20 protein-coding genes are annotated in these 22,899 nt (G+C 58.5%); 9 read left to right on the top strand and 11 right to left on the bottom strand.

The genetic code is table 11. From position 1 onward, the window contains the following. Positions 1-5: 5 nt before the first annotated feature. The 4 genes from LK434_RS05755 to LK434_RS05770 all read right to left on the bottom strand — a co-directional run bounded on the left by LK434_RS05755 (position 6) and on the right by LK434_RS05770 (position 3,352). Positions 6-959 (bottom strand): tRNA dihydrouridine synthase, encoded by a 954-nt coding sequence (locus tag LK434_RS05755; RefSeq protein WP_006720157.1) that lies wholly within the window; start codon positions 957-959, stop codon positions 6-8. Continuing rightward, complete coding sequence (locus LK434_RS05760) at positions 960-2,015, bottom strand: alcohol dehydrogenase (protein ID WP_227917659.1); 1,056 nt, start codon at positions 2,013-2,015, stop codon at positions 960-962. Between the two features lie 336 nt (positions 2,016-2,351). Beyond that, a complete protein-coding gene (locus LK434_RS05765; protein ID WP_083784181.1) occupies positions 2,352-2,960 on the bottom strand; it encodes an HD domain-containing protein in 609 nt (202 codons plus the stop codon). A gap of 62 nt (positions 2,961-3,022) precedes the next feature. Next, positions 3,023-3,352 carry a hypothetical protein gene (locus LK434_RS05770; RefSeq protein WP_006720153.1) on the bottom strand — a complete coding sequence of 110 codons (330 nt, stop codon included), beginning with the start codon at positions 3,350-3,352 and terminating at the stop codon, positions 3,023-3,025. A 275-nt stretch (positions 3,353-3,627) separates the two neighbouring features. Between LK434_RS05770 and LK434_RS05775 the strand changes: the two genes are divergently transcribed. From LK434_RS05775 to LK434_RS05795, 5 genes are all read left to right on the top strand, one after another. After that, complete coding sequence (locus LK434_RS05775; protein WP_040360517.1) at positions 3,628-3,897, top strand: type II toxin-antitoxin system prevent-host-death family antitoxin; 270 nt, start codon at positions 3,628-3,630, stop codon at positions 3,895-3,897. Next, complete coding sequence (locus tag LK434_RS05780; protein WP_006720151.1) at positions 3,887-4,186, top strand: type II toxin-antitoxin system RelE/ParE family toxin; 300 nt, start codon at positions 3,887-3,889, stop codon at positions 4,184-4,186. The genes LK434_RS05775 and LK434_RS05780 overlap by 11 nt, the downstream gene beginning before the upstream one ends. A 700-nt stretch (positions 4,187-4,886) precedes the next feature. Continuing rightward, the gene (locus tag LK434_RS05785; RefSeq protein ID WP_006720147.1) at positions 4,887-8,087 is read left to right on the top strand and encodes a type I restriction endonuclease subunit R, EcoR124 family; all 3,201 of its coding nucleotides are present in this window, start codon (positions 4,887-4,889) and stop codon (positions 8,085-8,087) included. A gap of 59 nt (positions 8,088-8,146) precedes the next feature. After that, positions 8,147-8,764, top strand: coding sequence for a restriction endonuclease subunit S domain-containing protein (locus tag LK434_RS05790; protein WP_227917909.1), 618 nt, complete (start codon positions 8,147-8,149; stop codon positions 8,762-8,764). Then, a complete protein-coding gene (locus LK434_RS05795; protein WP_006720145.1) occupies positions 8,745-9,671 on the top strand; it encodes a site-specific integrase in 927 nt (308 codons plus the stop codon). Before LK434_RS05790 ends, LK434_RS05795 begins: the two co-directional genes overlap by 20 nt. On the opposite strand, the gene LK434_RS05800 is transcribed toward LK434_RS05795, so the two are convergent. Continuing rightward, positions 9,668-10,165 (bottom strand): restriction endonuclease subunit S, encoded by a 498-nt coding sequence (locus LK434_RS05800; RefSeq protein ID WP_083784180.1) that lies wholly within the window; start codon positions 10,163-10,165, stop codon positions 9,668-9,670. The two genes, LK434_RS05795 and LK434_RS05800, sit on opposite strands and share 4 nt — an antisense overlap. 39 nt (positions 10,166-10,204) lie before the next feature. On the opposite strand from LK434_RS05800, the gene LK434_RS05805 reads away from it, so the two are divergent. Continuing rightward, complete coding sequence (locus LK434_RS05805) at positions 10,205-11,260, top strand: restriction endonuclease subunit S (protein ID WP_262360822.1); 1,056 nt, start codon at positions 10,205-10,207, stop codon at positions 11,258-11,260. A gap of 117 nt (positions 11,261-11,377) precedes the next feature. On the opposite strand, the gene LK434_RS05810 is transcribed toward LK434_RS05805, so the two are convergent. The 4 genes from LK434_RS05810 to LK434_RS05825 are packed head-to-tail and all read right to left on the bottom strand — an operon-like array spanning position 11,378 to position 16,432. Beyond that, a complete protein-coding gene (locus tag LK434_RS05810) occupies positions 11,378-12,622 on the bottom strand; it encodes a restriction endonuclease subunit S (protein WP_006720142.1) in 1,245 nt (414 codons plus the stop codon). Between the two features lies 1 nt (position 12,623). Continuing rightward, positions 12,624-15,383 (bottom strand): type I restriction-modification system subunit M, encoded by a 2,760-nt coding sequence (locus LK434_RS05815; RefSeq protein WP_006720141.1) that lies wholly within the window; start codon positions 15,381-15,383, stop codon positions 12,624-12,626. Continuing rightward, positions 15,384-16,223 (bottom strand): GIY-YIG nuclease family protein, encoded by an 840-nt coding sequence (locus LK434_RS05820; protein WP_006720140.1) that lies wholly within the window; start codon positions 16,221-16,223, stop codon positions 15,384-15,386. Further along, a complete protein-coding gene (locus tag LK434_RS05825; RefSeq protein ID WP_227561562.1) occupies positions 16,220-16,432 on the bottom strand; it encodes a YlcI/YnfO family protein in 213 nt (70 codons plus the stop codon). The genes LK434_RS05820 and LK434_RS05825 overlap by 4 nt, the downstream gene beginning before the upstream one ends. A gap of 261 nt (positions 16,433-16,693) precedes the next feature. On the opposite strand from LK434_RS05825, the gene LK434_RS05830 reads away from it, so the two are divergent. Continuing rightward, positions 16,694-17,767: a Fic family protein gene (locus LK434_RS05830; protein ID WP_006720138.1), complete on the top strand. Its 1,074-nt coding sequence runs from the start codon at positions 16,694-16,696 to the stop codon at positions 17,765-17,767. A gap of 24 nt (positions 17,768-17,791) precedes the next feature. Here the strand turns inward: LK434_RS05830 and LK434_RS05835 are convergent, their stop codons facing one another. After that, a complete protein-coding gene (locus tag LK434_RS05835; RefSeq protein ID WP_006720137.1) occupies positions 17,792-18,091 on the bottom strand; it encodes a DUF4160 domain-containing protein in 300 nt (99 codons plus the stop codon). Then, positions 18,066-18,320: a hypothetical protein gene (locus tag LK434_RS05840; protein ID WP_006720136.1), complete on the bottom strand. Its 255-nt coding sequence runs from the start codon at positions 18,318-18,320 to the stop codon at positions 18,066-18,068. Before LK434_RS05840 ends, LK434_RS05835 begins: the two co-directional genes overlap by 26 nt. A gap of 252 nt (positions 18,321-18,572) precedes the next feature. Here LK434_RS05840 and LK434_RS05845 point away from each other — a divergent pair, with 252 nt between their 5' ends. Beyond that, positions 18,573-20,570, top strand: coding sequence for a DNA gyrase/topoisomerase IV subunit B (locus tag LK434_RS05845; protein ID WP_040360515.1), 1,998 nt, complete (start codon positions 18,573-18,575; stop codon positions 20,568-20,570). 75 nt (positions 20,571-20,645) lie between these two features. Continuing rightward, positions 20,646-22,886 carry a DNA gyrase subunit A gene (locus LK434_RS05850; protein ID WP_006720134.1) on the top strand — a complete coding sequence of 747 codons (2,241 nt, stop codon included), beginning with the start codon at positions 20,646-20,648 and terminating at the stop codon, positions 22,884-22,886. Positions 22,887-22,899: the final 13 nt, after the last annotated feature.

Consider the following 22,899-nt stretch of genomic DNA (forward strand, 5'->3'; position numbering starts at 1 on the left):
GCCCCCTACCCGTGGAACCGCGCGACGGGAGCCAGGGGCTCGGTGCGGAACACACGCTCGACCGCCGTCTCGTACTCCTCGACCTTGCGGGCCTTGCGCACCGCGCGATGGACGGCCATGGAGTCGGTGAAGGCGCACCTGGCGTAGAACCACCACTCCTTCATGCGGAACACGGCGTTGCCGCCGATCTCGTCGAGATACGCGCAGAAGAGCTTGTCGTGGAAGCGCTTGAGCTCGGACGCGCTCGCGGGAGCGCCGCCGGTGAGCATCCGCGCCAACGCCGGGTTAGCCAGCAGCCCGCGCCCGAGCATGATGTGGCGCGTCTGCGGATACGCCGCGACAAGGGCCGCCTGGTCCTCCTCGCCAAAGATGTCGCCGTTGTAGGCCACCGGGAACGGGGCACGGGCGAGCGTCTCCCCATACGGCTCCCAGCGCGGCTTTCCCTGGTACCGGTCCTTTTGCACGCGCGGGTGCACGATGAGTTCCGCGAGCGGCAGGCTGCGATACAACTCGAGGATGCGCTCGTACTCGGCATCGTCCTCCAGGCCCAGGCGCGTCTTGACCGAGACGGGGATCGGCGAGCGCTCGCACACGTCGCGGAGGAACACCTCGAGCTCGTCGAGGTTGCGCAGAAAGCCGGACCCCTTGCCCTTGGAAACCACCGTACCCGAAGGGCAGCCGAGGTTGAGATTGACTTCCGCGTAGCCAAGCTCGGCCAGCTCGCGTGCGGCCCACACGAACGCGTCCGCGTTCTTGGTGAGCAGCTGCGGAATGACGTTCAGGCCCTCGTTGTTGGCGGGGTCGATCTCCTTGAGGTTCTTGCCGCCAAACGACGACCCCACGCGCGGCGGGGCCAGAAACGGCGTGTAATAGCGGTCGAGCGCACCGAAGCACTCAGCGTGCACACGTCTAAACGTATGGCCGGTGATCCCCTCCATGGGGGCGAGCGAGTAGATCATCTAGCGGTTCTCCCAAGGCGTGATGACCAGCTTGAGGCAGCCGTCCTCGTGGGCCTCGAACGCGCGGTAGGCCTCCACGACGTCGTTGAGCGGATAGCGGCCGGAGATGAGACAGCTCGTGTCGATGCGGCCCTCCCGCACCAGGCGCATGGTCTCGGCGAGATTGCACGCGTCCACGCCACCCGTCTTGAAGACGAGGTTCTTGCCGTACATCTGGTGCAGCGGCAGCGTCTGCGGGCCCTCGTACATGGCGGAGAGCACCACCACGCCGTGCGGGCGGGCGATGCGCCAGGCCATCTCGAAGGTGTTGGAGCCGCCGGCCGCCTCGATCACGCTGTCGGCGCCGCGGTCGTGGGAGAGCTCGCGCACCGCGGCCTCCACGGCGGCGAGGTCCATGCCGCTCGCGTCGATCGCCTCGTCCGCCAAGCCGCGCTCACGGGCGAGGGCGAGGCGCGCGGGGTCGATGTCGATCGCGATGATGGCAGCAGGCTCGTGCAGGCGGGCGCACATCATGGTGCTAAGGCCCACCGGGCCGACACCGATCACAGCCACCGTGGAGCCGGCCTCGATCTCGGCGATGCTCGCGCCCCAATGGCCCGTGGCCACGATGTCACCCAGGAAGAGCGCGTCCTCGTCGGTCACGCCCGCGGGGATGGGCGCGCACGTATGGTCCGCATGCGCCACGCGCACGAGCTCGGCCTGGCAACCGTCCTCGCAGCAGCCGAGCTCCCAGCCGCCCTCGATGCAATTGTTGACCCAGCCGCGCTCGCAGTAGAAGCACTCGCCGCAGAAGGTCTCGCAGCTCACGGCCACGCGGTCGCCGGGCGCAAGGCCGCGCACGCCCTCCCCCACCTGCTCCACCACGCCCACGAACTCATGGCCGAGCACCGTGTCGGGCGTGGCGCGCGGCACGGCGCCGTGGATGATGTGCAGGTCGCTCGTGCAGATGGTCGAGCGCGTGACGCGCACGATGGCGTCGGTGGGCACCCGCAGCCGCGGCTCGGGGCGATCCTCGAGCGCGATGTGTCCGTTGCCGTCGTGTACCAGGGCTTTCATGGGGGTCTCCTTATCGCTTGTTCGCCCGCAATGATACGCGATTCGGGAGCCTCGTGACATGCCGCCGGCAACGTCCGCCTGCAGGTTTCGTCCTTAAAAATGTTGGACTTCACATTTTTAAGGACGTAAAAGTGTTGAGTTCAACATTTTTCAGGACGAAAGACCCGTCTGCCAGCTTTGGGCAAGGCTACCGCGGTCTAGAGTGCAATAGCTATTGCACAATTCGGCGTGCAACCTACAGCCTAATAGCCATCCGGCCCGACTCGCCTATGCGTCTGAACCCAAAACGGCCATAGGACGCCATGGCAAGCTGGACGGACCGGGAGAACCCAGCCGTCATACCCAGGTCTCCTCGCGAGCAAGCAGATCGCGGGTCGACTCCGGTGGCGGAGTGTCGAGCGTCGAACGGAACTCCTCGAACGCAACCCCTGCAAGCGGGGTCAGGCGCGCAGACTCTATATCTGCTGCCGCCGCCGAGCGATGCTCCAACATGAGGCCGAGCTGCTCGCCCTCGTCCAGCACCCCGAGAGCGACGCGGTAGCGCTCGCGCCTTCGAGAGAGCTCCGCCTCGTCGACGCGCCCGCAACCCTCGAACCGCGTCTCGTCCAAGTTATGCATGAGGTCGGCGCGCTTGACCGTGCGCGCGACCGGGTCGACGACAAGGGCGTCTATGTAATCGCGGTAAGGCACGGCAGGGTCGTGCGTGAGCAGCCGCAGGGGCTCGGTGACCTCCGACGGGAACTCGCGCTCCAGCTCATCGAGCGTGATGGGCGTGTCTTCCACCACATCGTGCAGCAGGGCCACGCAGGTCGTGACCTCGTCGGGCATCTGTTCCGCGAGATGATACGGATGGAACACGTAGGGCGTGCCGCACTTGTCGACCTGCCCCGCGTGCGCCTCGTAGGCAATTTGCATGGCGCGGTTGGTAAGCGCTGTGTAGATCATGGGCGGCTCCTTTCTCGTCGTGCGCATTATCTCATGGCAGAATGTCGAGCCGTCCCGTGCGGCTACAGCGCCTCGACGCGCGGCGTCTCCTGGTCGTCCACGGCAAAGGAGCCGTCACTCAGCTCCGCGATGCGGGCGTTGAGCCTGCCCAGCAGCTCGAGCATGAGGGGTTTGTCGGCCCTCTCCTGCTCCTCGTTGGACCAGCAGGCCTGGTCGTGCGAGTCGAACTCGTAATAGGACGAATACAGCTCGCAAATCTGGTCGTTGAGGGCCTGCAGAGCCGCGTCGTTGTCGATCACGGGGATGCCGGTTCGAGTCTCACCGTCGATGAACTCGTCCTTCCGCAATGGACCAGCAAGGAAATCGAGTGAGATCTTGAGAGTCCTCCTCATTGCGCCTTTCTGTTCTTCAATGGATGGGCGCTGGCCCGGAAGCCGTTTAAGTCTATTCCCGTAAGAAGGAGGCGCTCGCCATTGTATTCGTAAATCAGCTCGTAGCCCTCTCGGCCGTTGGTTTTCTTGATCTTGTTGGAGGGCCAAAGGAAGCCTGCAAATCAGCCATTTTGCCTATGGCGGAGTTATTCTGAAAACGCAAAGCCATGACAGGCGGCCTGCAAAGTGCAGGTTACTTGCTATAATTATGTTCATAATTATGCAAGGAGGTCCCTATGCCAGTCTGTGTTCCCGTGAAAGACATGCGCGACACCTCTCGCTTCGCCGAGCTGGTGGAGTCTTCTGCCAGTCCGGTTACGGTCACTAAAAACGGATACAGCAAATTCGTCGTGATGCGCTCCGAGGATTACGATCGCATGGAGGCCGAGCTTGCCCGTGCTCGCCTGATGGGGCGCATCGCCCTGGCGGAGCGAGAGCGCAACGACGATCTCGCCAAAGACGCCTTCGAATCCCTCGCGTCGATCGAGGAAAAGCATGGCCTATGACGTCAAGATCCTCCCGACGGCGGAGCTCGAGGTCGAGGACATCGTCGAGTATCTCAGCGGATTCGGCGTGCAACCCGCCCGCCATTTCATTGAGGACTACAGGCGCCAGCTCGAGCTGCTCGCAAGCGGCGTTATCGACTACGGGCTATGCAAATTGCCGGAGGTCGCGAAGCTGGGGTACCACGCCTGCCGCGTCAACTCCTACATCATGCTGTACTACTTTGAGGGCGATGCGGTCGTCATTGCCCACGTGTTTCACCAAAGGCAGGACTACGCCCGACTGGTGTAGCAACGGATTTTGATATCACGACAGACATGGACGTGTGCGCATATGCCGACATTGCTGCATCTACATCGACCCTCCCCTTAATCCGGACAGAATCAGGACATGTTCTGATTTATTGAGACATGTCCTGACAGGCAGCAGTTCAACCACCGTTCAAGTGTTCATTGCCCGAACCGCGCCCGGCCCTCTCTTCATGAGAATGATCTCCGAGGATGCCGCACGCGCTGACAGGCCCCCGTCGCCGCGCTCCCTCATTGTCCTAAATTCCCTAAAAGGCAAGCGAAGACCGTCTGCCCCGAGCTTTTTGAACAGGTCCCCCTCTCTGACACGGTGGCCTGCTCGGCCCTCGGCAATCTTATCGAGGTGGGCCCCGTGAAGCCAGGGGTCAAGGAAGCACCAGGGCGTACACGCTGAGCAAGAGCGTGTACGCCCGCGCGGAAGAAGAGACTGGGCACATACGGCAAGCAGATATCGATAAGGCGCGCCTGTTCAGCGCCGAGAGGACAAGCAGGTCAACAGCTTGGCCGAAACATAGTTCATCGGACGAGATGGAACTGCGACCTTTTTCCTAGACAATCCTGCGCCGTGTAACCCGGTGCGAGACGGTATAGGTACAAGAATTCGTCCGCAGTCCCCCATGTCTTATAATGATTGTCAATAGCCAAGTGCATACCTTTCGCAATTTCGTAGATAGGTTTCTCCCATGGTTTTCGATAAAGAGGCCACTTTCGAAGAAGCGGTCATCACTGTGCTGAAGCAACACGGCTGGGACGACGCGGAGGGAGTGCTTCGCTATCCCACCGAGCAGGTCCTCATAGACAACTGGGCGAAGATTCTGTTCCAGAACAACGCCGGCATAGACCGCCTGAACGGCTGCCCGCTCACCCAGGGCGAGATGGCGCAGGTCATCGAACAAATCGAAATGCTCAAGACCCCGCTCGCGCTCAACGGGTTCATCAACGGAAAGACCGTCGTCGTCACGCGCGACAACCCCGACGATGTGCTTCACCTGGGCAAGGAGGTGAGCCTGAAAATCTACGATCGTCAGGAGATCGCAGCCGGGCAGAGCCGCTACCAGATAGCCCAGCAGCCGGTCTATCCTGCGAAGAGCAAGATCCTGAACGACCGTCGTGGGGACCTGTGCCTGCTCATCAATGGCATGCCGGTCATCCATATCGAGCTCAAGCGCAGCGGCATCCCCGTCAGCCAGGCCACCGGCCAGATCGAGAAGTATGCCCACGAGGGCGTGTTCACGGGGCTCTTCCGCCTGACGCAGATCTTCGTGGGGATGACCCCCGACGAGGCGCGCTATTTCGCCAACCCCGGCATGGGCGCGTTCAACCCGAACTTCTTCTTCCACTGGGAGGACTTCAACAACGAGCCCGTCTGCGCGGGCGATAAACCCGGAGCAGACGAATGGAAGCGCTTCACCTCCACCCTGCTCTCCATCCCCATGGCACACCAGCTCATCGGCTTCTACACCGTGGCCGACAGTTCGGACGGTTGCCTTAAGGTCATGCGCAGCTACCAGTACTACGCGGCTGCCGCCATATCCGACAAGGTGCGCAGGTGCAAGTGGGACGAGAGGCCCAAGAGCAGCGCCCCGGGGCGTCCCGGCGGCTACATATGGCACACCACCGGCTCCGGCAAGACCATGACGAGTTTCAAATCTGCCCAGCTCATAGCCGACTCGCACGACGCCGACAAGGTGGTCTTTCTCATGGACCGCATCGAACTGGGCACGCAGTCGCTTTCCGAGTACCGCGCCTTCGCCGACGACGCCGACGACGTGCAGGGAACCGAGAACACGCAGGTGCTGAAGTCGAAGCTCGCGAGCGACGACCCCAAGAACCGCCTCATCGTGACCTCTATCCAGAAGATGAGCAACGTGAAGGCCGGCGAGGGCAGGATAACCCAGACGGAGCTCGACCGCCTGGCCGCCAAGCGGATCGTGTTCATCATAGACGAGTGCCACCGCTCAACCTTCGGCGACATGCTCCAGGACATACGCCGGGCTTTCCCGAACGCGCTGTTCTTCGGCTTCACGGGTACGCCGATCCTCGACGAGAACCAGAAGAAGGGTTCCACCACCGCCATGGTGTTCGGCGAGTGCCTGCACCGCTACAGCATCGCCGATGGCATCCGTGACGGCAATGTGCTGGGCTTCGACCCGTACATGGTGACGACCTTCGACGATCGCGACGTACGCGAGGCCGTGGCCCTCGAGCAGGCTAAGGCCTCGAGCGTCGGCGAGGCCATCTCCGACGAGCGCAAGAGCAAGGTCTTCTATCACTACATGGACCAGGCGAAGGTCCCCATGGGTCCCATGGTTGACGGCGCCGGTAACCACATCAAAGGCATCGAGGACTTCCTGACCCGCGCCCAGTACTGGCCCGATACGCCACACCACGGCAAGGTCGTCGAGGACGTGCTGCGGCGCTTCCCTGTGCTTTCCCACGGTGGCAAGTTCCACGCAATTCTGGCGACGAGCTCCATCCCCGAGGCCATCGACTACTACCGCGCCTTCAAGAGGGAGGCACCGCAGATGAAGGTGACGGCGCTCTTCGACCCAAGCATCGACAACGATGCCGGCTCCACCGTGAAGGAGGACGCCCTGGTCGAGCTTATCGAGGACTACAACAAAGCATATGACCAGGAGTTCACCATTCCCACCTGGCCCGCCATGAAAAAGGACATCTCGGCGCGCCTTTCCCATAAGAAACCCTACGGCAACGTCGACGCCAACCGAGAGGGCTGCATCGACCTGCTCATCGTGGTGGACCAAATGCTCACAGGTTTCGACTCCAAGTGGCTCAACACCCTCTACCTCGACAAGGTCATCGACTACGAGAGCATCATCCAAGCCTTCAGTCGCACCAACCGCCTGTTCGGCCCTGACAAGCCCTTCGGTACTATTCGCTACTACCGCCTCCCCCACACTATGAAGGGCTACATCGAGGCTGCGGTGAAGCTGTACTCAGGCGACCGTCCGCTCGACATGTTCGTACAGAAGCTCCCGGACAATATCGCGATGATGGACGCACGACTGCAGGAGATACTCATGGTGTTCGAGGCCGCGGGCGTTGGTGATCTCTCGAAACTTCCCGCATCGCAAGAGGCCAGGCGCAAGTTCGCCAAGGAGTTCGTTGAGCTCAATGAGTTCCTCGAGGCCGCGAAGGTGCAGGGCTTCACATGGGAGCAGGACACTTATGAGTTTGAGGAGGAGCCGGAAGAAGGCGAGCCGAGCAGCAAGTCCTTCTTCGTGCAGCCGGTCATCGACGAACAAACCTACCTCATCCTCGTGCAGCGTTACAAGGAACTGTTCGCAGGAGGGGGCGGCCCTGGCGACACACCCGAAGCGCCCTACGAGCTCGACGGTCATATAACCGAGATCGACACGGGGCTCATAGACAGCGACTACATGAACGCGAACTTTGAGAAGTGGCTGAAATGCCTTGAGCAGGACGACGAGGGGCTCGCCGCCGCGCGCGAGGAGCTCCACCGATCGTTCGCGTCCCTGAGCCAAGATGACCAGCGCTTCGCCGAGCTGTTCCTTCACGACGTCGAGCGAGGAGACGCCGCCCTGGAAGATGGCAAGACGCTGAGGGATTACATTACGTCCTATGCCCGCAAGGCGAAAAACGCTCAGGTTGAGCGAGTCGTCGAGGCGCTCGGCATAGACGGCGGGCTTCTTACCACCATGGCCGCACTCGACTTAACGGAGTCAAACATTAACGAGTTCGGGCGCTTCGACGATTTGAAGGACTCGGTGGACAAGGCGCGCGCCAAGACCTTCTTTGAGCAGAAGGAAGGCAAAACGCTTCCCTTGTTCAAGGTGAACACCCGTACGGCGGCGCTGTTAAAGAAGTTCATCCTGGAAGGCGGCTTCGACATCGACGAATGAACAGTGATTTTCAACAGGCGAAATCGAGAGTTTGTCTATCCGAGGGGGCGTATGTGACCATGCGCCCCCTCGCTTCGTCTTGGGAACAGCGTAAGTTGGGAGATTGCTTCGAGTTCTTAAAGAACAACACTCTTTCACGCGCCGACTTGAATGACGAGAATGGCATTGCTCGTAATGTTCATTACGGAGATATTCTTATCAAGTTCGGTGATTGCCTCGATGGTGAACGAAGCGACTTGCCGTTCATTACCGACGATACCGTGCTTCCCAAATTTGCTGGGTCGATACTTCGCGAAGGCGATGTCATTTTCGCTGACACGGCAGAGGACGAAGCGGCTGGCAAGTGTGTTGAACTGCGGAAACTACCCAAAGAGCCAACTATCTCCGGGTTGCATACGATACCGGCGCGGCCTCGGTTCCCCTTTGGGACGGGATACTTGGGGCACTACCTTAATTCCGATGCATACCATAGACAGCTCCTTCCCTTAATGCAGGGGATTAAGGTGATTTCCGTTTCAAAGGCCGTGCTGCAAGATACGCAAGTGAGATTTCCTAGCTTGTCGGAGCAATCTACCATAGGCGCGACGTTGAGTGGGATTGACGACCTCATCACCCTTCATCAGCGTGAGCCACCTCACATGATGAAAGAGGGTAAAAATGCCAATCAACATCAATGAAGAATCGCTTTTCTGCGATTACTACTCGCAATGGATCAGCGTCTACAAAGAAGGGGCCATCCGTGAGGTCACGATGGGAAAGTACCGGCTCACGCAGTCCTGGCTCGCCAAGCTAATTCCAGACCTCAAGATAAAAGATCTCGACCGAACCTCGTACCAGCAGCTCATCAACGCTTACGCAGAACACCACGAGCGCCAGACAACCATGGACTTCCACCATCAGCTTAAGGGAGCGATTCTTGACGCAGTTGACGAAGGACTCATCCCCCGCGACCCCACGCGCAAGGCCATCATCAAAGGAAAACAACCGCGTGCGAAAAAGATCAAGTATCTCAACCAGTTTGAGCTTCATGCCATGCTGGGCGACCTTAACTTATCAGGCGGGCCGAGTTGGGATTGGCTTATTCTCATAGTCGCTAAAACGGGCCTGCGCTTCTCCGAGGCCCTTGGGCTTACCCCCGAAGACTTCGACTTCGCCCATCAAACGCTCTCGGTGAACAAGACTTGGGATTACAAGAACGGCGGCGGATTCGTCCCCACGAAAAACGCTTCATCGGTGCGGAAAGTTCAACTCGACTGGCAACTCATCATGCAACTTTCCGGGCTGCTTAAAGACCTTCCGCCAACTGAACCCATATTTGTGAAGGGAAAGGTCTATAACTCGACGGCCAACGGCGTCTTGGCGCGCCATTGCAAAAACGTTGGGGCGCCCGTCATATCTGTCCACGGGCTAAGGCATACACACGCGTCGCTTCTGCTGTTCGCCGGCGTCTCCATCGCCAGCGTATCCCGAAGGCTTGGACACGCAAGCATGACCACCACCCAGGAAACCTATCTGCACGTCATTCAAGAGCTTGAGAACAAGGACATTGATATCGTCATGAGGGCTCTTTCGACTCTTATTTAACCTGTATCAGCAAATCGTGGCTCACGCTGATGAAGGGTGATGAGATGGTCGAGACCCTCTAGACAATCAGATATTGCTCGCTGTTCTTCGATGGTCGATGGTACTTCAGCCGTAATTTCAGCGAAGCGTTCGTATCTCAGAGTTTGTGTATCTTTGGAATTGCCCTGAGAGTTGCAGAGGTATTTGTAAAGCAATTCAGGCCTCTTCAACAGGTAGCCAAAGCAAGTCGAATCAAGCTCGACTACAGGCTTTGCAACCACATAAGCTGGGCTTACGATACCGTTGTACCTGCTTGAACCGACCGCGCCCTGCCACATGCGCATGCTGTTGTACACGATGTCCCCAACGCGAACAATCTTATAATTGGCGATGCTTGCACCAGGATTGGTGTCTCTTTCGGATTCGGATGCCGGATAGATACCGTTGGCTACGCTAACCGACAGGATTTCTTCGGTTGAGGAGCGCTCATCGCTTTCGACAAACAGCTCTCCCAACTTACGCTGTTCCCAAGATGGAGTCGTTCAATCTGGATAATCGCTTGGGAACAGCGTAAGTTGGGAGAGCTTTGTGCGTTTTCTAAGGGGCATGGCTACAGCAAAGCCAACATTAGGGACGTCGGCACCCCACTGATTCTGTATGGACGCCTGTATACCCAATATGAATCACGCATAGAGGACGTGGACACTTTTACCGTTGAGCAAGATGGATCACTTCTTTCAAAGGGTAACGAAGTGATCGTTCCCGCATCCGGGGAAACGGCAGAAGATATTGCCGTCGCATCATCCGTGCGCAGGTCAGGTATCATTTTGGGAGGTGATTTGAATGTCATCACTCCGGTATGCAATCTCGACCCAGACTACACCGCACTTGCTATAACGTACAGCAAAGCTCATGACGATTTAGCAAAGCGAGCACAAGGAAAATCAGTCGTACATGTCCATGGCAACGATATCGCCGAAGTCGAAATCTCTTACCCGTCGGAAAGCGAACAGAGGTGCATATCTTCGATCGTTCTTGATCTCGATTCCCTCATCACCCTTCATCAGCGTAAGTGCCAATGCCGTAGCTTGTGCGGTTATCTTTCTTGGGAACAGCGTAAGTTGGGAGATGTTACCACTATTGTGGGCGGCGGCACGCCGAGCACCAATAACAGTGCGTACTGGGATGGCGATATAGACTGGTATTCGCCCGCCGAATTGGGCGAGCAGGTGTACGCCGACAGAAGTGTTCGAAGGATAACCCAGGCTGGTTACGATAGCTGCTCGGCAACATTGCTTCCAGCTGGTAAAGCAATTCTCTTTACAAGTCGTGCGGGCATTGGCAATACAGCGATCCTTCGCAGGTCAGCATGTACAAACCAAGGCTTCCAGTCTTTAGTCGTGAACGATGATACCGATGTGTATTTCGTCTACTCCATGACCGATCGAATCAAGAAGTTCGCTGAACAAAAAGCTTCTGGATCAACCTTCCTAGAGATATCTGGAAAGGGTCTGGCTGCCGGAGAATTTGCCTTTCCTTCAAAGGATGAGCAGACTGCAATAGGGTCCATGTTCAAGCAACTTGACCATCTCATCACCCTTCATCAGTGACAGCGGTAAGAAGGCAGTAGTGTCTTACGACTCGGTCACAAATAGTAAAAACCGTCGATTCGACTAATGCGAATCGACGGTTTCGGGATCCCAGAGTGATATCTGTGTTGAAAATAACTAAACGAACATCTTATCCAAAAGCGATTTCTTCGTATTCCTCAGTAGATTCAACTTACGCTGATGAAGGGTGATGAAGTTGTCGAGAGATCGCAACGTCATCCCAATTTGCTGCTGTTCCGTTCTAGAAGGAAGCATCAATTGATAATCTGCGTATTCCTGCGCATTGACGCCAGGCTGGCCGGATCGCTGCGAGGTTATGGCAACATACTTCTTGTAGGCATCGGTCAGGGTTGCCTGATAGACGAATTCGGGGTCAGCACTTTCTCCGATTCGTGCGCGAATCAGGAATCCAGCAAAGTAGACCGTTCCATCGTATTGCCTGTACAGATAGGTTTTTCCAACACTTGCGCCCGTACGAGCGAAAAGCAAATCACCTTCTTCCAGTAAATAATCTGCACTCATTGCAAGGTCAGCCAACGGAGTTGTGAGATCGCTTTTCAAGAACTCATGTGTTGTGTCATCAATGTCGGTGATGCGAAGATATTTGTTTTGACCGTCATATTCAGTTGCGGCTGCGTTCAAACCGTAATCAAACGAAGCCGCAACGCTGCCCAACTTACGCTGTTCCCAAGGGTCAGTAAAACCATCGAACCGGATTTCGGGCTTGGTCTCGCCGGGTTTCGGAAACATCTTGTCGAGCATCGATTTCTTCACAGCGCACAGCTTGTCGTACTTACGCTGATGAAGGGTGATGAGGGAAACCAATTGCGTGAAGAAGCATCCTATTTGCTTTTGTTCTTCCGTTAAGCATGGCAAAGTGAGCGCGGTTTCAAAGAAATCGTCTGGCGCAATATTAAGCAGCCCGTGATTTCGCGCGCCTTCAGCAGCAATCATCTGAACCGCACCATGCCAACGATTCGTCTCGTAATAGGTTACCAGGAAATCAGGGTCTCCTTGATCGAGCCCAAAGCAGATGTACAGCGTGGATAAGCAGCCCTTTTCGTACTTGGTCAGGCGTTTAATCGCTCCCCATGGACTGTCGCCCGAAGTGCTCTTGTTGTAGGCGAACTCTCCGTTCTCCAGCAAGTAATACCCGCTCATATCACGGCTAGCTACTTGATTGTTGAAGTAGTCGCGCTGGTCTACAAGCCCATGCTGAGCCGAGATGGTGAGGGGAAGGTCGGACTGGTTGCCCTCGTTTTTCCGGATCACCCGATGAGCAACCTCTCCCAACTTACGCTGTTCCCAAGGGTCAGTAAAACCGGCGAAGCGGATTTCGGGCACATTGGTCTTTTTCGCCATGCTATTCACCTCCCAACAGTTTCCGCAGCTCAGCAATGCCCGCCATATCGTGCTCGTTGCCCGTGAGCTGGCCCAGCATCGCCGCCAACTCGTTTTCCGCCTCAGCAATCTGGTTGCATACGTCCGAATATGTTGTCGCGTACTTTGCGTTCAGTGCGACGACCTTTGCGATGAAATCGCTTACGACAGCATTGGGCAGCTCGAGCAAATCAGTTTGCAGTGGCTCAATCCACTTCGCAGCAAGCAATTCGTCGCACTGGGCGTCGGTCAGGCTCTCGACAACCTCCTTGGTCTTCTCCTCAAGGGCAAGCTTCGCTTCCTTACTCGCTTTCTTGAGCGACTTCTCCTCGTCGAGGAGCTCCTTCGCTTGCGCAAGGACGTATTCAAAGCTATCAGCAGGAAAGCCTACTGCCAGCTTTAACTTTCCTATATAGGATGCAACCTTTGCTTTGCCGTATGTTCCGTCTTTGTTTGACTCCATTTCCTGCCAGGAAACCTCAGAGTGTTTTTCAATGAAGCCTAGCTTTTCTTGTTTCTTCGCTTTTCGATCAAGAAGCTTCAGATATTCTTCCAGGACACGAATCTCTGGAGAGGAGATATACTTCATTTCGCTGTTAAGATGGGCATTGATCTCTTTGAGGACGAATGCATCATTCGAGTCGTTAATCGCTGGAGAGTCGAGCTGCTCGACGTCGAGGGAATCGATTAATTCAGAGCAAGACGAGGATATGGCGGACAGCCTCTCCTGCATCGAGTTTATTTTGGCAACATCGGCTGTGAGCATGTGGCTTTGCACTAGCTCGAACGGGAGTATATGACCAATCCAGCCGTCCTGAACTTCAGTTTCCTTTCCGTCTTTCTTTTTTATCACCATATTCGGATCGACTTCGCGTACGGCCTCGCTGCCCTCGGTCTGGATAACCTCGAGGTCGCCGGAGATGCCCGTCCACGCATCGTCGAGAGCCTGGTAGGCATCGTACCCGTCGACGAGCGCGACATCGGAGAGGGCGTCGCGGAGCAGCTCCGCGATATGGTCCTCCTCAGCCACGGCGTCGACTTGCAACGAGCCGTCCACCAGTCTTTTCCGCAGCTCAGCAGGCAGGTGCGACAGTGTGTCCCGATAGCCGCCCAGAAATGAGACGACGTCGGCGTTAGCCTTTACTGTTGCCGCGACGTCAGCCGTCACGGAAGCAAGGCACGACCCGCCGCCCTCACCGTACAACTGGCCCTTCAGGCTCGGCCATACCTTCCAGTAGCGTTCGAGCGCGTCGACCTCGACCTTCGGCACGCCGCCGAACATGGTGGCGTACACGTCCCAGCTCTCAGCAGCTTCGGACGAATCAACATAGCGTGGAATGTTGAGGTTGTAATCGTTGGCGCGTATCTCGTCGATGGTCACCAGACGGCTGAACTTATCGACGGTCGCCCCAGCCGTGACCGCGTCCACGATGCGGCGTATATCGCTCGCGCGCAGCTTGTTGTTCTTGCCTTCCTTCACAAAGTGCTTCGACGCATCCACGACCAGCACGTCGCTGCTCTCGCGCTGCTTGCGAAGAACCATGACGATGGTCGGGATGCCCGTACCGAAGAAGATGTTGGCAGGGAGCCCGATGATGGCCTGGATATGACGATTCTCCACCAGGTTCTTGCGAATAGCGCCTTCCTCGCCGCCGCGGAACAGCACGCCGTGCGGCAAGACGATGCACATGATGCCGTCGGGGCGCAGGTGGTATAGGTCGTGCAGCAAAAAGGCGTAGTCTGCCTTGGACTTGGGCGCCACGCCGAACTTGAAGCGCGGGTCGAGCTCCTTGTCTTCCGGATCCCAGTTCTGAGAATAGGGTGGGTTCGACACCACGGCATCAACGAACAGCGGGTCGTAGGTCTCGTCCTTGTTCTCCACCGTGTCGAACCACGGCCAGTCGTCCTCGAGCGTGTCGCCGTTTCTGGCCACGATGTTGTCGGGAAGGATGCCGCGCATCACCAGGTTCATGCGCGTGAGATTGTAGGTGTTTTCCTTGAGCTCCTGAGCGTAGTACTTGATGGAGTCCGGGTCGCCATTGCGGCGTGCCACAGCCTTGCCGATGTTGATGAGCAGCGATCCCGAGCCGCTCGTGGGGTCGTAGATGGTAATGTTCTCGCGTCCGGCCAGGTGCCACGAGACTATCTCGCTCATAAGCATGGACACCTCATGCGGCGTGTAGAACTCGCCGGCCTTCTTGCCGGCGTTGGCGGCGAAGTTGCTGATGAGGTACTCGTAGATGAAGCCGAGCACATCATAGTCCTGGCGGCCGTCCATCGGGATGTCCTTGATGAGGTAGATGAGGTCGCGAGCGGCCTTGGACTGGCTGCGCGCATCGGTACCCAACTTGGAGAGGCCAGTCTGCAGCGTGTCGAAGATGCCGTCGAAGACGCGCTTGCGTGCAGGATCGATATTGCGACTGAAGGCGGAAAGCGCGTCGCGAACGTTCGAAATCTCGAAGTCGCCGCCCTTTGCCACCCAGGTGGAGAAGAGGTTGTCGTAGGCGATGAAGTAGCCGCACTCGCCCTTGACGAATTCGACCGTCTCCTCGTCGTCTTCCACCAGGCTGGGCAGGTCCTCCTCGGCGAAGTCGCGCGCCTTCAGGCGGGCAACCTCGGTCTCGGACAGGAACTTGTAGAAGATGAATCCCAGAATGTAGTCCTTGTACTCGTTAGCCTCGATCTTGGATCGCATCTTGTTGGCGGACTCCCATATCTTGGAGGCCAGCTGCTGCTTGTTCATCTAGTTTTCCTCACTTCTATAGACTTGGTTGAGCGTTTCTCCGTCGTCGCTTACCCATTCGGTCCAGCCGTTCTGGCTGCCGCCGAGCACGAACACTGCCGCGGCGCTGGGCGTCGGGAACTCGAGGTCCTCGGCGAGCTCTGCGATGCCGCCCGAATCGTCGAAGATTTCCCTGCGCGCGGCCGCGACGCCCGCGTTTTTCAGCACGGGCGTCGAGAGATTAACTTTCGAGCCGGCGAGCACGGTGAAGTGCCCGGTGGCCTTGTCGTAGCGCCCCGCCCCGCGTATGCCATTCTTCTTCGTGTGGAAGATTGCCGGCGCACCCGCGGGACCTTGGTCGACCCTGTCGAGGTCGTACCCCAGAGCCGCCATCCTGAAGAGGATCCTCTCGTGCAGGCGCTCGACGGCCTCTTCCTTGTACGGGTCAACGTAGGGCTTGGGAGTCGCCGAGTTGTCGGTCTCGTACGAGCCGTGGGTGCGCACGTAGTCGATGGCCCTCGCTTCGAGGACGTCCAGCGCGTCCCTGCTGATGTTCTGGTCGTCATCGAGGAACATGATGGCCTTGTTCCAGAACCCCTTCTTTGCCTTGTGTGCGTCGAGCCGGGCGATGCCTTGGGTCGTCTGTCCGGCGTAGATGCGGCTCACGTTGCCGTGGTCCTCGTCGAGCAGGTAGTAGATGCCGCGCTGCGGGATGTTCGGCAGCGACTTCGCCTCGGTAAGGTCCTCCCTTGGAACGACGACGGTCACAAGCGACTCGCCGTCGATACGGCAGATGCGAATGCGGTCCGGTTGCGCGTCTATGAGCTGGATGGTGAGAGTCTTGACCCGAATCACGCTCACGCCCCCTTCTTCGCGAGCTCTTCGATCATGCACGTGCGCACGAAGGCGGAGAAACTCATGCCCCTCAGGGCTGCCTCCTCCTTCGCAGCGTCGCGCAGGGTATCGGGAATGCGCAGGGTCACGGAGACCTGGTCGCCGTCCACTAGGAAGCTTCTGATCTCGGTCTCGTCGGGATTGCTCTTGATGAGCTCCTTGTAGCTGTCAGGCATCTGCGCTCCCATCGCTCGAAATGCAATACAAATGCGTTTGAAGCATTATATCGCGGCGGCATGGGGCGGCATTGGAACTGGAGGGATATCAACCGTCCAAGTTCAACCGTCATAATCGCCCGGACACAAAGCAATAGCCTGTGTTGGCGGCAAAATCGAAAAGACCGCCAAGCTGGACTGACCAAATCCTCGCCAATACCCGGATATCTTCGCCAAATCGACTCTATTTGGCGAAGATACTACGGAGATGGCGAGGATACTATGGCTCAATTCGACTACAACCGAGCGCTCGGCAGCCTCATGACCCCCGAGGTCGTCTCCGCTCTTGGGAACATCCGCGAATGCAAGGGCAAAACGTCCCTGCTCTCAAGCATCTACCCCGATCACTTCGCCGCCTTGGTGGAAGTGGCCAAAGTCCAGAACACGAGCGCATCGAACAGGATCGAGAACATCTCGACCTCAGACAAGCGCCTGCGCGAACTCATGCTCGAAAAAGCCGAGCCAAGAAACCGTGACGAGCGCGAGATCGCCGGCTATCGCTATGTTCTGGACCTCATTCACGAGAGTCATGATGACATCCCGATCACCCCCGGCGTGATTTTGCAGCTCCATCGCGACCTGTACCGCTATTCAGGGGATTCCCATGCTGGCGCCTGGAAGGACTCGGACAATGTGATCGCGGAGCGCACCGCGCAAGGCGAGCTCGTCGCGCGCTTTGTTCCCACGCTAGCCGCCATGACACCCGCCGCCGTCGAGGCCATCTGCGAGGAATACCGCAATCAAATGGATGCCGGGACGTACGACCCCCTGCTCGTGTCCCTTGTGTTCGCATTCGATTTTGTGAGCATCCATCCGTTCAACGACGGCAACGGACGCATGAGCAGGTTGCTCACGCTGCTGCTCATGTATCGATCCGGCTACGACGTGGGAAAGTACGTCTCGATCGAGAAGGAGATCGAGCGCACAAAAGAGACCTACTACGAAGCCCTTGCTGCAAGCTCCCAAGGCTGGCGGGAAGGAAAGGGCGACTACGCCCCCTTCGTCACCTACATGCTCGGCATCATCGACGCCTGCTACCGAGAGCTCGCCAACAGGTTCTCGCTTGCAGGCGCGCCTTCAGGCAACGAAGAGGCCGTTCGCGCGTTCTTCGACCGACTGATCGGATCGGTCACGAAACGGGAGATCCTGGACGCCAACCCGGGGATGAGCCAGCGCACGCTGGAGCGCATCCTCTTAAAACTGCAGCAGGAAGGTCTAATCGAGAAGATCGGCGCCGCGCGTTCGACCGCATATCGGCGGTGCCGAGGCGCTACAAAGCGCGAAAAGCACCGATAACGGAGGATGGAGATATCCGGCCGCTTACTTATAAAAGCTGATGTCCCCGTGGAAGTAGGCTTTCCAACGATCGCAAATCTCGGCGTGGTTCGCCAGGACAAAGTCCATCACATTCGCGAGGTCTTTCTTGCAAAGCTTGCTGCCGTTGCTCGCGAGCACGCAGCCGCCATTGCGCGTCAGCCAAATCTTGGTTGCCCCTACGGTGGGACGGCCCTTCGCCACATGAACGTGCACGAGCTCACCGTCCTCACCCGTCCAAAAAAAGATAGCGAAACCTTGGAAGAGGAAGAGCCTAGGCTTATTCCCTCGATGCCTCCCGAGCAAGTCGCAGAATCAGCTGCGCGTTGTTGTGGACAAAGGAGTCGAGACGCGCGATGTCAGCCTCGTCGAAGCCCTCGATTTCCGACCACTCAAATGCAGGAAGCGTGCACATAGCGGAGTCAAACCCAAGCTCAACGGGTCGCTCGATAGAAACCTGCACCTCACCTCCGTCGAGAACGTTGGAAAACGCCAACTGCGTCCCGTCCTCGAGCTCCGCATAGTTGTAGAACATCGCGCACCCCCGCCTCCGTTATTTCCCAGATTATACCCACGCGCTATCATTCCGCATTTCCAAGGGAAACAAAGCGGCGTTGCACAGCATGACGACTTGAATTATAGCCTACACAACTCTCTCGCCCATTGAATATACAAACACATGTTCGATGGATTTCGATTGGACGGCACCGCATGCGGGCCTGGCTATGTTACGGTATTCATCTACATGACTACAGAAGCCCAAAGAGGAACCACCGAGAGAGCGAGCATGGCAAAGAACACCGCTAACTATGGCAACGACAGCATCCGTCAGCTCAAGGACGAGGAGCGCGTACGTCTGCGCCCCGCCGTCATCTTCGGCTCGGACGGGCTCGACGGCTGCGCGCACGCGGCCTTCGAGATCCTGTCCAACTCCGTTGACGAGGCGCGCCAGGGCTATGGCAACCTGATCACCCTCACCGCCTTCCGCGACGGCTCCATCCAGGTCGAGGACAACGGCCGCGGCTGCCCGCTCGACTGGAATCCGTCCGAAAAGCGTTTTAACTGGGAACTCGTCTTCTGCGAGCTCTACGCCGGCGGCAAATACAACAACAACGAGGGCGGCGACTACGACTTCTCGCTGGGCACCAACGGCCTGGGCTCCTGCGCGACCCAGTACGCCTCCGAGTACATGGACGTCACGGTCTGGCGCGACGGCAACAAGTACTCCCTTCACTTCAAGAAGGGCAAGGTCGTGGGCGCCAAGAAAAAGGCGCTCGAGATCGAGCCCACCGACGAGAACCGCACCGGCACTACCATCAAGTGGCGCCCGGACCTGGAGGTCTTCACCTCGATCAGCATCCCCCACGAGTGGTACCGCGAGACCATGCGCCGCCAGGCCGTGGTCAACGCCAACGTGACCTTCCGCCTGCGCATCGAGGGCGACGACGGCGAGTTCACCGAAGAGGACTTCTGCTACCCCAAGGGTATCGAGGACTACGTGCTCGAGAAGGTGGGGGCCGACTACCTCACCGAGCCCTTCTTCATCGAGACCGAGCGCCGCGGCCGCGACCGCGAGGACCTGCCCGACTACAACGTCAAGATCACGGCCTGCCTGTGCTTCTCCCGCACCTTCCAGATGCAAGAGTATTACCACAACTCCTCCTGGCTCGAGAACGGCGGCTCGCCCGAGAAGGCGGCCCGCAGCGCCCTCACCAGCGCGATCGACGCCTACATCAAGAGCCAAGGCAAGTACAACAAAAACGAGAGCTCCATCAAGTGGCAAGATGTCCAGGACTGCCTGGTGCTGGTGACCAACTGCTTCTCCACCCAGACCTCCTACGAGAACCAAACCAAGAAGGCCATCAACAACCGCTTTATCCAGCAGGCCATGACGGCGTTCTTCAAGGAGCGTCTGGCGACCTACCTGATCGAGAACAAAGACGCCGCCAACAAGATCATGGAGCAGGTGCTCATCAACAAGCGCTCCCGCGAAAACGCCGAGAAGACCCGCCAGAGCATCAAGACCAACCTGCAGCAGAAGACCGATATGGCCAACCGCGTGCAGAAATTCATCGACTGCCGCTCCAAGGACAAGACCCGCCGCGAGGTCTACATCGTGGAGGGCGACTCGGCGGCGGGCGCCATCCGCACCTCGCGCGATGCCGAGTTCCAAGGCGTCATGCCCGTCCGCGGCAAGATCCTCAACTGCCTGAAGGAGGATTACCCGCGCATCTTCAAGTCCGACGTCATCATGGACCTCATGCGCGTGCTGGGCTGCGGCGTGGAGATCAAGGACAAGCGCATCAAGAACCTCGGCGCGTTCGACCTGGACAACCTCAACTGGAGCAAGGTCATCATCTGTACGGACGCCGACGTGGACGGCTACCACATCCGCACGCTCATCCTGACGATGCTCTACCGCCTGGTGCCCACGCTCATCGACGAGGGCTACGTCTACATCGCCGAATCCCCGCTCTACGAGATCAACTGCAAGGAGAAGACCTACTTCGCCTACACCGAACTCGAGAAGAACGACATCTTGACCGAGATTGGCGACCAGAAATGCTCCATCAACCGCTCCAAGGGTCTTGGTGAGAACGACCCGGATATGATGTGGCTCACCACCATGAACCCCGAGACGCGCCGCTTGATCAAGGTGGAGCCCGAGGACGTGGTCAAGATGGAGTCCATGTTCAACCTGCTGCTGGGCAACGACGAGGCCGGCCGTAAGCGCCATATCGCCGAGCACGGCAAGGAGTATCTCGACCAGCTGGACCTGCAGTAAGGACGGGCGCACGCCATCTGGCGTCCCCGAGCGAACCGCAGCACAACAGCCCCCAAGAAGCATCAAGAGGAAATCGTGGCAAAGAAGAAAACCAGCACCCAAAATAAGAAGAAGCAGGTCAACGCCGATAACGTCATCGGCCTGCATTCGGAGGTCACGGCGCAGCCCATCACGAAAACGCTCGAGACCAACTACATGCCCTACGCCATGAGCACCAACGTCTCGCGCGCGTTCCCCGAGATCGACGGCTTCAAGCCCTCGCACCGCAAGCTGCTCTACACCATGTACAAGATGGGCCTGCTCAAGGGCGAGCGCCAGAAGAGCGCCAACATCGTGGGCCAGACCATGAAGCTCAACCCGCACGGCGACGCCGCCATCTACGAGACGATGGTGCGCCTCGCCACGGGCAACGAGGCGCTGCTCGCGCCGTTCGTGGAGTCGAAGGGCAACTTTGGCAAGTACTACTCGGGCGACCTGACCTACGCCGCCTCGCGTTACACCGAGGCCAAGCTCTCCCCCATCTGCGCCGAGATCTTCAAGGACATCGACAAGGACCCGGTCGACTTCGTGGACAGCTACGACGGCGCCATGAAGGAGCCGCGCCTGCTGCCCACCACGTTCCCCAACATCCTGGTGTCGGCCAACAAGGGCATCGGTGTGGCCATGGCGTCCGACATCTGCGGCTTCAACCTCAACGAGGTCTGCACGGCCACCATGCACTATCTCGAGGACCCCAGCTGCGACCTGCTCGAGTACATGCCCATGCCCGACTTCTCCACCGGCGGCGAGATCATCTACCGCCGCGAGGAGATGGAGCGCATCATCGAGACGGGCCTGGGCAGCTTCCAGATCCGCTCGCGCTGGCGGTGGGTCCCCGAAGAGCGCATCATCGAGGTCTACGAGATCCCCTACACCACCAAGACCGACGTGATCATCGACCGCATCGTCAAGCTCTCCAAAGAGGGCAAGGTGCGCGAGATCGCCGACATCCGCGACGAGACCGACCTCTCCGGCCTGCGCATCGCCATCGACCTCAAGCGCGGCGTGGACCCCGAGAAGCTCATGGCCAAGCTCTATCGCACCACCACGCTGCAGGATTCGTTCTCGTGCAACTTCAACGTGCTGGTGGACGGCTACCCCCGCGTCATGGGCGTGCGCCAGATCCTGCATGAGTGGGTCGCGTGGCGCGTCCAGTCCACGCGCCGCCGCGTAAACTTCGACCTTGGCAAGAAGTCTGAGCGCCTGCACCTGCTGCACGGCCTCGAGGCGATCTTGCTCGACATCGACAAGGCCATCGCCATCATCCGCGGCACCAAGCTCGAGGCCGAGGTCGTTCCCAACCTTATGAAGGGTTTCGACATCGACGAAACCCAGGCGGAGTTCGTGGCCGAGCTCAAGCTGCGCAACATCAACGAGGAGTACATCCTCAACCGCACCAAGGACATCGCCAAGCTCGAGGCCGAGATCGCCGAGCTGGAGGAGATCCTCTCGAGCGAGGATAACATCAAGAAGGTCATCCGCGACGAGCTGGCCGCGGTCAACAAGAAGTACGTCATGCCGCGCCGCACGGGCAGGATCGAGCCGTCCGACGTCATCGAGGTGAGCCTAGAGCCCGAGATCGAGGAGTACCCGGTCACCATCATGCTCTCGCGCGAGGGCTACCTCAAAAAGATGACGGACCGCGTGCTCAAGAAGGCGGCGGCGCTCAAGTACAAGGACGGCGATGAGCCGTTCATCGAGTTCCCGTCTGCCAACACGCACGAGCTGCTAGTGTTCACCAACAAGAGCCAGGTGTACAAGTGCAAAGTCGCGGCGTTCGAGGACACCAAATCCGCGCAGCTGGGATCGTATCTGCCGACCGATCTTGAGATGGAACCCGACGAGAGCGTGATCTGGGCCATCGACCCCGAGGATTACAAGGCCGATGTGCTGTTCATCTTCGAGAACGGCCGCGCGGTGCGCGTCGCGCTTGCCGGGTACGTCACCAAGACCAATCGCAAGCGCCTCAAGAACGCCATCTACGGCGGGTCCAAGCTGCTGTACGCGCAGGTGCTCAAGGAGGACCGCGACATCGCGCTGGTCTCGAGCGACTACCGCCTGATGAGCTTCAACACGTCGTTACTCAAGACCAAAACGACCACCAACACCCAGGGCGTCCAGGCGTTCACCGCCAAGAAGGGCCGCGTCATCACCACCGTGAGCACGGCCGAGGAGGTGCTGGGCGCAGGCGTCTCCGCGGAGAAGTTCACCGCCCAGAGCCTGCCATGCGCTGGCGCCCTCATGAAGGAAGACGACATGCCGAGTTTGTTTGACTAGGGGCGGGTTCAGT

Source organism: Collinsella stercoris DSM 13279, assembly GCF_020735465.1.
Classification (GTDB): Bacteria; Actinomycetota; Coriobacteriia; order Coriobacteriales; family Coriobacteriaceae; genus Collinsella; species Collinsella stercoris.

Excerpts from the sequence above, each read along its gene's own strand:
- LK434_RS05815 (WP_006720141.1), bottom strand. The coding sequence starts at position 15,383 with ATGAACAAGCAGCAGCTGGCCTCCAAGATATGGGAGTCCGCCAACAAG.
- LK434_RS05830 (WP_006720138.1), top strand. The coding sequence starts at position 16,694 with ATGGCTCAATTCGACTACAACCGAGCGCTCGGCAGCCTCATGACCCCC.
- LK434_RS05785 (WP_006720147.1), top strand. The coding sequence starts at position 4,887 with ATGGTTTTCGATAAAGAGGCCACTTTCGAAGAAGCGGTCATCACTGTG.
- LK434_RS05775 (WP_040360517.1), top strand. The coding sequence starts at position 3,628 with ATGCCAGTCTGTGTTCCCGTGAAAGACATGCGCGACACCTCTCGCTTC.
- LK434_RS05760 (WP_227917659.1), bottom strand. The coding sequence starts at position 2,015 with ATGAAAGCCCTGGTACACGACGGCAACGGACACATCGCGCTCGAGGAT.
- LK434_RS05770 (WP_006720153.1), bottom strand. The coding sequence starts at position 3,352 with ATGAGGAGGACTCTCAAGATCTCACTCGATTTCCTTGCTGGTCCATTG.
- LK434_RS05795 (WP_006720145.1), top strand. The coding sequence starts at position 8,745 with ATGCCAATCAACATCAATGAAGAATCGCTTTTCTGCGATTACTACTCG.
- LK434_RS05790 (WP_227917909.1), top strand. The coding sequence starts at position 8,147 with ATGCGCCCCCTCGCTTCGTCTTGGGAACAGCGTAAGTTGGGAGATTGC.
- LK434_RS05825 (WP_227561562.1), bottom strand. The coding sequence starts at position 16,432 with ATGCCTGACAGCTACAAGGAGCTCATCAAGAGCAATCCCGACGAGACC.
- LK434_RS05765 (WP_083784181.1), bottom strand. The coding sequence starts at position 2,960 with ATGATCTACACAGCGCTTACCAACCGCGCCATGCAAATTGCCTACGAG.
- LK434_RS05840 (WP_006720136.1), bottom strand. The coding sequence starts at position 18,320 with ATGTTCTACAACTATGCGGAGCTCGAGGACGGGACGCAGTTGGCGTTT.
- LK434_RS05780 (WP_006720151.1), top strand. The coding sequence starts at position 3,887 with ATGGCCTATGACGTCAAGATCCTCCCGACGGCGGAGCTCGAGGTCGAG.
- LK434_RS05810 (WP_006720142.1), bottom strand. The coding sequence starts at position 12,622 with ATGGCGAAAAAGACCAATGTGCCCGAAATCCGCTTCGCCGGTTTTACT.
- LK434_RS05845 (WP_040360515.1), top strand. The coding sequence starts at position 18,573 with ATGGCAAAGAACACCGCTAACTATGGCAACGACAGCATCCGTCAGCTC.
- LK434_RS05755 (WP_006720157.1), bottom strand. The coding sequence starts at position 959 with ATGATCTACTCGCTCGCCCCCATGGAGGGGATCACCGGCCATACGTTT.